The organism is Streptomyces sp. NPDC058459 (genome assembly GCF_042721685.1).
GTDB lineage: Bacteria > Actinomycetota > Actinomycetes > Streptomycetales > Streptomycetaceae > Streptomyces.
This window is the reverse complement of sequence record NZ_JBHXLV010000271.1, coordinates 1-7,479: the sequence shown is the minus strand read 5'-3', so window position 1 is coordinate 7,479 and position 7,479 is coordinate 1. Positions and strand designations below refer to the sequence as shown.

Annotated in this window: 7 protein-coding genes; 1 reads left to right on the top strand and 6 read right to left on the bottom strand. The window is 72.0% G+C overall.

Going from position 1 to position 7,479, the window contains the following annotated elements; all coding sequences use genetic code 11:
- Positions 1 to 441: 441 nt before the first annotated feature.
- From ACFWN1_RS30255 to ACFWN1_RS30245, 3 genes are all read right to left on the bottom strand, one after another.
- On the bottom strand, positions 442 to 1,674 hold the full coding sequence (locus ACFWN1_RS30255) for a serine hydrolase domain-containing protein (RefSeq protein WP_384368935.1): 1,233 nt from the start codon (positions 1,672 to 1,674) through the stop codon (positions 442 to 444).
- A 115-nt stretch (positions 1,675 to 1,789) separates the two neighbouring features.
- Complete coding sequence (locus ACFWN1_RS30250; RefSeq protein ID WP_384368933.1) at positions 1,790 to 2,896, bottom strand: PP2C family protein-serine/threonine phosphatase; 1,107 nt, start codon at positions 2,894 to 2,896, stop codon at positions 1,790 to 1,792.
- 109 nt (positions 2,897 to 3,005) lie between these two features.
- Entirely contained in the window at positions 3,006 to 4,001 is a 996-nt protein-coding gene (locus ACFWN1_RS30245; RefSeq protein ID WP_384368930.1) for an aldo/keto reductase, read from the bottom strand.
- 153 nt (positions 4,002 to 4,154) lie between these two features.
- On the opposite strand from ACFWN1_RS30245, the gene ACFWN1_RS30240 reads away from it, so the two are divergent.
- Complete coding sequence (locus ACFWN1_RS30240) at positions 4,155 to 5,102, top strand: AraC family transcriptional regulator N-terminal domain-containing protein (protein ID WP_384368927.1); 948 nt, start codon at positions 4,155 to 4,157, stop codon at positions 5,100 to 5,102.
- Here ACFWN1_RS30240 and ACFWN1_RS30235 read toward each other — a convergent pair.
- Genes ACFWN1_RS30235 through tgmA form a run of 3 tightly spaced genes read right to left on the bottom strand, consistent with a single transcriptional unit; the run spans position 5,099 to position 7,216 of the window.
- The gene (locus ACFWN1_RS30235; protein WP_384368925.1) at positions 5,099 to 5,989 is read right to left on the bottom strand and encodes a Gfo/Idh/MocA family protein; all 891 of its coding nucleotides are present in this window, start codon (positions 5,987 to 5,989) and stop codon (positions 5,099 to 5,101) included. The two genes, ACFWN1_RS30240 and ACFWN1_RS30235, sit on opposite strands and share 4 nt — an antisense overlap.
- A 35-nt stretch (positions 5,990 to 6,024) precedes the next feature.
- Positions 6,025 to 7,008 carry an ATP-grasp ribosomal peptide maturase gene (gene tgmB / locus ACFWN1_RS30230; RefSeq protein WP_384368922.1) on the bottom strand — a complete coding sequence of 328 codons (984 nt, stop codon included), beginning with the start codon at positions 7,006 to 7,008 and terminating at the stop codon, positions 6,025 to 6,027.
- Positions 7,009 to 7,024: 16 nt separating this feature from the next.
- Positions 7,025 to 7,216: a putative ATP-grasp-modified RiPP gene (gene tgmA / locus ACFWN1_RS30225; protein ID WP_384368919.1), complete on the bottom strand. Its 192-nt coding sequence runs from the start codon at positions 7,214 to 7,216 to the stop codon at positions 7,025 to 7,027.
- Positions 7,217 to 7,479 lie beyond the last annotated feature (263 nt).

The following is a 7,479-nucleotide window of genomic DNA, read 5'->3' as shown; positions in this document are numbered from 1 at the left end:
GGTGGGGCGGGTAACGTCGGCCGTCGAACACCGAGGCCGAGACGGGGACGGGGTCCACGACGTGGCCGCCCGAGCCGGCGAGGGCACCCACGCCCTACCGCCGTACGAAACCGCCGCCACCTGGGCGGAACAGTTCCTCGACCACCTGCGCCCCGCGGTGCGGGCACCCGCGCCGGGTCGTCGCCTGGCTCGCCCGCACCGTCCACGCCACCGTCGGCCTGGAGGGCGCCGACGGCCGGCTCCTCGCCGGTGAGCATCTACGTGTCGACGCCGGCGTCCGCGCCGACGTGGCCGAGATCGTCCACCGCACCTCTGTAGTCCTCGGACTGCTGCTCAGAGAGGGCGAACTCGCCCGGTCCGGCGCGAACCGGGCACCGCTGCGATGGCCGCTACGGTGACCGCCGGTCAGGTTCGGCAGTCCGAAGGGGGGGCCGGTCCCCCTCAGTGCTGGGCGTTCTGCGCGGGCAGTTCGTAGACGTGTTCCGGAGAGACGATCTCCGTGACGGCCTTTCCGAACAGCGTGCTCGGCTCCTGGCCGTCGTGCGTGATGTCCGTGTTCAGCAGCACCACCAGCGAGGCCCGCGCCGAGGGCAGATACACCGTCAGCGACTCGTACCCCGGCAGTGAGCCGTTGTGGCCGATCCAGCCGTGCACGTCGAAGATGCCCAGGCCGTAGCCGGCGCCGGGGAACCCGGTCGGCCGGGTGGTCAGGCGCTCCCGCTGCGTCGCGGGGGAGACCAGCTGTTCCCCGTCCGGGAACCGGCCGGTGGCCACCGTGCGGGACCACGTCCGCAGATCCTCCAGATCGGAGATCATCGCCCCGGCCGCCCACCCCCAGGACGGGTTCCAGCCGGCCGTCTCCTCGACCTTCCCGTCGGCGGTCTGGTCCGTGTACCCCTGCGCGTGCGGCTTCGGGAACTCCGCCCCGTCGGGGAACGACGTACGGGTCATCCCGGCCGGGTCCAGCACATGCTGCTGGATGTAATCCCCGAGCGGCTGCCCGCCGCGCTGTTCCACGACCAGCCCGAGCAGGATCAGATTGGTGTTGCAGTAGGAGAACTCCGCGCCCGGCTGGAACCGCACCGGATGCTCGAAGGCGTAGTCCAGCAACTGCCGGGGGGTGAACGACCGGCGGGGGTCCGAGGTGAGCGCCTTGACGAAGTCCGGGTCCTCCGAGTAGTTGAAGAGACCGCTGCGCATGCCGGCGAGCTGACGCAGTGTGATCCTGTCGCCGTTCGGTACGCCGTCGACGTACTTGCCGATCGGATCGTCCAGGCCCACCTTCCCCTGGTCGACCAGTTGCAGCAGGGCGGTCACCGTGAACGTCTTGGTCTCGCTGCCGATCCGCATGTACAGATCCGGGGACATCGGGCGTCTGTCGCTCCTGTCGGCGACACCGAAGGAGCGGACGTGGCTGCCCTTGTCGGGGGTCCAGACGCCGACCGTGACACCGGGGACGTCCGCCTCGCGCATCACCCGCCGCACGGCGTCGTCGATCTGACGGTTCACCTCGGGGGTGAGGGCGCGCACATCGGGGCCGCCGGGGGAGGGGCTCGGGGAACCCGCGGTGGGCGGTGCCGCCGACGAGGGGGCCGCGGCGAGCGGGACGACGAGGGCACCGAGCGCGGCGGCCGAGGCGATCCCCCGGCGCAGGCGGCTTGCGGAACGGGGCATGGGCTGACTCCAAGCACATGAGAGCCGGACCTGCGGCCGGGGCTGATCCCCCGGGGCTCTCAGCATAGAAGCGCTTCTTCCGCCCCGCCCGTCGGCCGTCCGGGTGAGCGCCGGGTCAGCGGGCCGGTGGTTCCGGGGCCAGGACCAGCACGCTGGCGTCGTCGTCGACCCGGTGGCCCAGACGGCGTACGTCCTCCCACAGGGCGTCCGGCAGCCCGGCCGTGCGGGTGTCCGCGAGGGCCGCCAGCCGCTCGGGCAGCGGATAGAAGCGGCCGGACGTGTCCCGCGCCTCCCACAGCCCGTCCGAGGCGATCAGCAGCCGGTCGCCCGGGTCCAGCGTCACGGTGACCTCCTTGGGCGGTTCGACCCCGAGGAGTCCGATGCCCAGCGGCGGACCCGGGGTGACCGTCAGTTCCCGCGCACGTCCGGCGCGCAGCAGTACCGGTGGCGGATGCCCGCAGGCCACCACCCGTACGGTCCGGGTGTCGGCGGAGAACTCCAGCAGCACCGCCGTGGCGAACAGCTCCGCGTGCCGCACCCCGGACGAGTCCACCACCAGCCTGCGGTCCATCCGGGCGGCCACCGTCTCCAGCGCCCGCTGGTCGAGCGCCGCCTCCCGGAACGCGCCCAGCAGCGCCACCACCGTCCGCACCGCCGACAGCCCGTGCCCCTTCACGTCCCCCATCACGGCCCGTACCCCGTAGGGGCCGTCCCGGACGTCGAAGAAGTCCCCGCCCAGCAGCGTCCCGTCCTGCGCGGCCCGGCTGAACCCCGCGCACCGGACGCCGCCGGCCCGCTCCGGCAGCGGAGGCATCACCGCCCGCTGCACCGCCTCGCCGATCCCCCGCTCGGTGTCGAGCTGGGCGTCCCGGTGGCTGCGCACATAGGACACGAACACGCTCAGCAGGGCCACGAACGCGATGGTCAGGAGGTCGGTGTCGCCCGGCCGGTTCAGATGGGTCACCGGCACGACCAGCGACACGATCACCAGCGCGCCCAGTACCGCCGTCGCCAGCGGCCCGTACGACAGCACCGCCAGCGGGGGGATCGCGCCGAGCAGGAAGCCCAGATCGCTCGCGTGCGGGGTGACGAGCGTGGCCAGCGTGACCGCGATCAGCAGCAGCACCGGAAGGACCCGCACCCAGGGCGGCGGGGGAGCACCCCGCAGCCAGCCGCGCCGCTCCCGCGTTCGGCCCGGTGACCAGCCACGCAGCGATCTCACACGCCCACGCTACGCCGGGCCCGCCCCGGCGTGCGAGACCAGGCCGAACATGGTGGCCGGCACCACCTGATCGCGGCGGACCCTGATCGCCTCACCGAGGAGTTCCTCGTCACTGGCCGGTGAGGTCGAGCATGGACTTCGGCAGACGGTCGCCCGCCGGCCGCAGCTCGGAGGCCGCCGCGTCGATCCGCGCGAGTTCGTCCGCGGCGAAGGTGATGTCCGCGCCGCCCAGGTTCTCCTCAAGGCGGTGCTGCTTGGTCGTTCCGGGGATCGGCACGATCCAGGGCTTCCGGGCCAGCAGCCACCCCAGCGCGATCTGCGCGGGCGTCGCGCCCTTGCGCGTGGCCACCTCGCGGATGAGGTCGACGAGGGCCAGGTTCGCTTCCCGCGCCTCGGCGGCGAAGCGCGGGACGCCGCTGCGGAAGTCGGTCGGGTCCAGCTCCGTCGTCAGGTCGATCTCGCCGGTCAGGAAGCCGGCCCCGAGCGGCGAGAACGGGACGAACCCGATACCCAGTTCTTCGAGCGTGGGGATGATCTCGGCCTCCGGCTCGCGGTACCACAGCGAGTACTCGCTCTGCAGGGCGGTGACCGGCTGGACCGCGTGGGCGCGGCGGATGGTCCCCACGCCCGCTTCCGAGAGGCCGAAGTGCCTGACCTTGCCCTCGGCGATCAACTCCCTGACGGTGCCAGCGACCTCCTCGACCGGCACCTCGGGATCGACCCGGTGCTGGTACAGCAGATCGATGTGGTCCGTCCTCAGCCGCTTCAGCATGGCCTCGGTGGCCGTGCGGATGTGCTCGGGACGGCTGTTGAGACCGCCGACCTGCTCGCCGGTCTCCACATCGATGTCGAGGCCGAACTTCGTGGCGATCACGACCTCGTCGCGCATGCCTTCGAAGGCTTCGCCGAGCAGCTTCTCGTTCTCCAGCGGACCGTAACCCTCGGCGGTGTCGAAGAAGGTGACACCGCGCTCGACGGCCGAACGCAGCAGAGTGATCATCTCCCCCGGGTCCTGGGGCGGGCCGTAGGGGCCGGTCATGTTCATGGTGCCGAGCCCGAGTGCGGAAACCTCGAGACCGCTGTTTCCGAGGAGGCGCGTCTTCATTCTCTGCTTCTTTCTCGCGCGGTGCCGGAATCCGGCGTTCAGGAATTCCATAGAAACGCACTCGCCGCGGAGGCGTTAGAACGATCCTCTCCGTGTCTTGCCTGATCCTGCCGACATCGCGGTGATCGCACGCCCTCGTGTTTGACTGGCGTCATGGACCAGCGGCTCCTCGGCATCAGGCACGCCATCACCCGGCACGCGCGGGACGGCCTCACCGCCACCGCGCTGCCCGGCCTGTCGGTCCTGCGCACGACACGCACCACCCAGCCGACCGGCGACGTGCTGGAGCCCGCGTTCGCCCTGATCGCGGGCGGCGTCAAACACACCGCCCTGAACGGTGAGGTCTACCGGTACGGCACCGGCGAATACCTCGTCGCTACCGTCGACCTGCCCGTGGTGGGCAGCATCGTCGCCGCGGACGAGGACGAGCCGTTCATGGCCGTGGCGCTCGCGCTGAACCCCGGCCGGATCGCCTCGCTGCTCCTCGACACCGGAGGCCCCGGCGGCCCATCCGGCGCGTCCGGCGCGTACTCACCGTCGGCTGTCGGTGTCGGTCCCGTGTCCCCGCTACTGCTGGACGCCCTCGCCCGGCTGCTCGCCCTGCTCGACCATCCCGCCGACATCGCCGCACTCGGCGCCGGCATCGAGCGGGAGATCCTCTGGCGCCTGCTCGGCGGCCCGCAGGGAGCGACCATCCGCCAGATCGGCCTCGCCGACAGCAGGCACGCCCATCTCACCCGGGCGATCCGCTGGGTCCGCGAACACTACGACCAGCCACTGCGCGTCGCCGACCTCGCCGCCATCGCCGCGATGAGCCCGTCCTCCTTCCACCGCCACTTCCTCGCCCTCACCTCCATGACCCCGCTGGAGTACCAGAAGCAGCTGCGCCTCAACGAAGCCCGCATGCGCCTGCTCACCGGCCGGCACGATGTCGCCTCGGTCGGCTTCTCCGTCGGCTACTCCAGCCCGTCGCAGTTCAGCCGCGAGTACCGCCGCATGTTCGGCACCTCGCCCAGCCAGACCGCCTCGGGGTCACACCAGCGCCAGGTGGCCGCCCAGGCGCCGCCGGCTCTGGAGGATCGATCCGGGAGAAGACACTAGTCGACCGGTCCGGCGCTGAGCCGTGCCTGCGCCGCCGCCAGGATCTCGGTCACCCGGAGACCGAACGCGGCGTCGCACGCGGGCCGGCGGCCGGTACGGGCGGCCGATGCCAGCGCGTCCACCGCGCGGGCCAGCGCGGGCACCGCGCCCTCCGAACTCCTCGGCATCAGTGTCACCCCCGACTCGCCCCGCAGCTCCACATCGGCCCCGGCCGCCGAGGGCGGCGCCGACAGACTCAGTGTCAGCGTGCTCGACGCGCCGGTGGCATGGTCCAGCACCAGATGCACGGTGTCCGCGGGACCGTGCGCCGCCGCGAGCACCTGGCGTACGTCCCCCAGCACCGGGAGCAGGACCGACAGCGCGTGCGGACCCACGTCCCACAGCGCGCCCTTCTCCCGCCGCCACGCCGAGGCCGCGAACGGGCTGTCGCTGGTGAACACCGAGCCCAGCCACTGCGCCCGCGCCGTGAACCACCCCGCCTCGGCGGCCTGTTCCTCGATCCACGCCTCCGGCTCCTGCTGGAACCGGGTGGTGAAGAACACCACCGACGCCACCTGGGCCCGCCGCGCCTCCTCGGCCACCGCCCGCGCGTCCGCCACGCTCAGCGCCAGCGGTTTGTCCAGCAGCAGATGCCGGCCGGCCCGAGCCGCGCGCACCGCCAACTCCGCCTGTGCGGAGGGCGGGAGAGCCACCGCCACCGCCTCCACGTCGGCCAGCAGCGTGTCCACGTCCGGGTAGGTCCGCACCCCGTACTCCCCGGCCAGCGCGGCCGCGGCCTCCGGCGCACGCCCCCACACCCCGGCGAAGTCCACGCCGGGGTGGCCGGCCAGCGCCGGGGCGTACGCGGTGCGTGCCCAGGGGCCCGTTCCCAGCAGTCCGATGCGCATCGAGCGCTCCCTTCTCCCGGCCGCCGTCCACGGCATCAGGGCACTCTGCCCCTCTCGTCATGGGTATACGGCCGCACCGGCCCGTCGTCTCCGGCCAGCCAGTGGGCGATGCTCTCGGCGATCGGCTGACCGGTGTCCAGCTCGACGAAACCGAACTGGCCCGACTGATTGCACTCCAGGAACCACCAGGTCCCCTCCGCGTCCTCCGCGAAGTCGAAAGCGCCGTACGCCAGTTCGGCGGCCCGCAGATAGCGGCGGACCGACGCGGCCACCCGAGGGGGCACCTCGGTGGCGAGCCAGGGGGAGACGGACGGGGCGAAACGGACGTCCACATGGTCGGGATGGGCATCCGGATCGGCCGGTTTGCGTGCCGCCAGCAGCCGGTCGCCGACCGCCGTGAGCCGGATGTCGGCCCGCTTGTCCACCCGCCGCTGGAGCAGCGTCGGACCCAGGGCGACGGCGCTGAAATCGGTGCCCGGCGCGACCCGGCTGGTCGGCACCGCGCGCGGCGGTTCCTGCGGATGCGCGCCGGACACCGGCTTGACCACCACGTCCCGGTGCCGTTCCGCGAACTCCCGCGCCGTGTCGGGGAACGTGGTGATCAGCGTGGCCGGCACCGGCAGCCCGCTGCGCTGGGCGAGCCGTAGCTGCCACGGCTTGTGCCGGGCCCGGCGCGCCGCGTCCGGATGGTTCATCCAGCGGGCGTCGCCGCATCGCAGCATGCCGTACAGCGCCTGCGCCGACTCCTGGGTCAGCCAGGAGGACGGCCGGCCGGCGCGGGCGGCCGCGTCGCCCGGCCTGCGCACCCAGATAGAGCGCAGGCCGCTCATCCCTACCAGACGTCCGCCGACGGACAACTGCCCGTCATGGGCGTCCCCCGTGTACTCGCCGGTGATCGCCACCCCGTTGGTGAGGTCGGCGGGGTCGAACCGGACGACGGGCACGCCCGCCTCGCCCAGCCGCAGGACCACCATGTCCGCCGTGACGTCCTCGTCATTGGTCAGGATGAGTACGGTCATCGTTCCGGGCCCGCTATCAGTCGTCGAAGTGCGTCTTGGAACCCGCCGTGGACGTCGTCGTCCCCAGGGCGAGCAGGACCGCGCGGTCGGTCGCGGCGATCCGCCCGTCCGGCAGGACGTTCAACTGCAGGGCGGAGTCGTACGCGTACGGTGCGGTGACAGCCAACTGGCTGGCGGGCCGTGCGTAGTTGAGCGTGAACGGTTGCATGATCTCTCCCCTGTTTCGTCCTTCACGTCCTTATACGTATCGAATGATTGGTTGGTTTCCTCACACTCCGTGACCAGATCCCGGAGGGAGGCGCCATGAGCCGGTGGGTCAGCAGGAAGGACGCCCGACGGGGCGCGGTGGCTGCACCCCAGCGCGGATTCGTCTGCCCCTAGGGCCTGTGTGGAGTTGTGATCAAGGCTGTGATTCGAGGTGTCGGATCCAGAGGAGGCTGGCGCATAATTCGAGTCCGGCCTGGTAGCTCT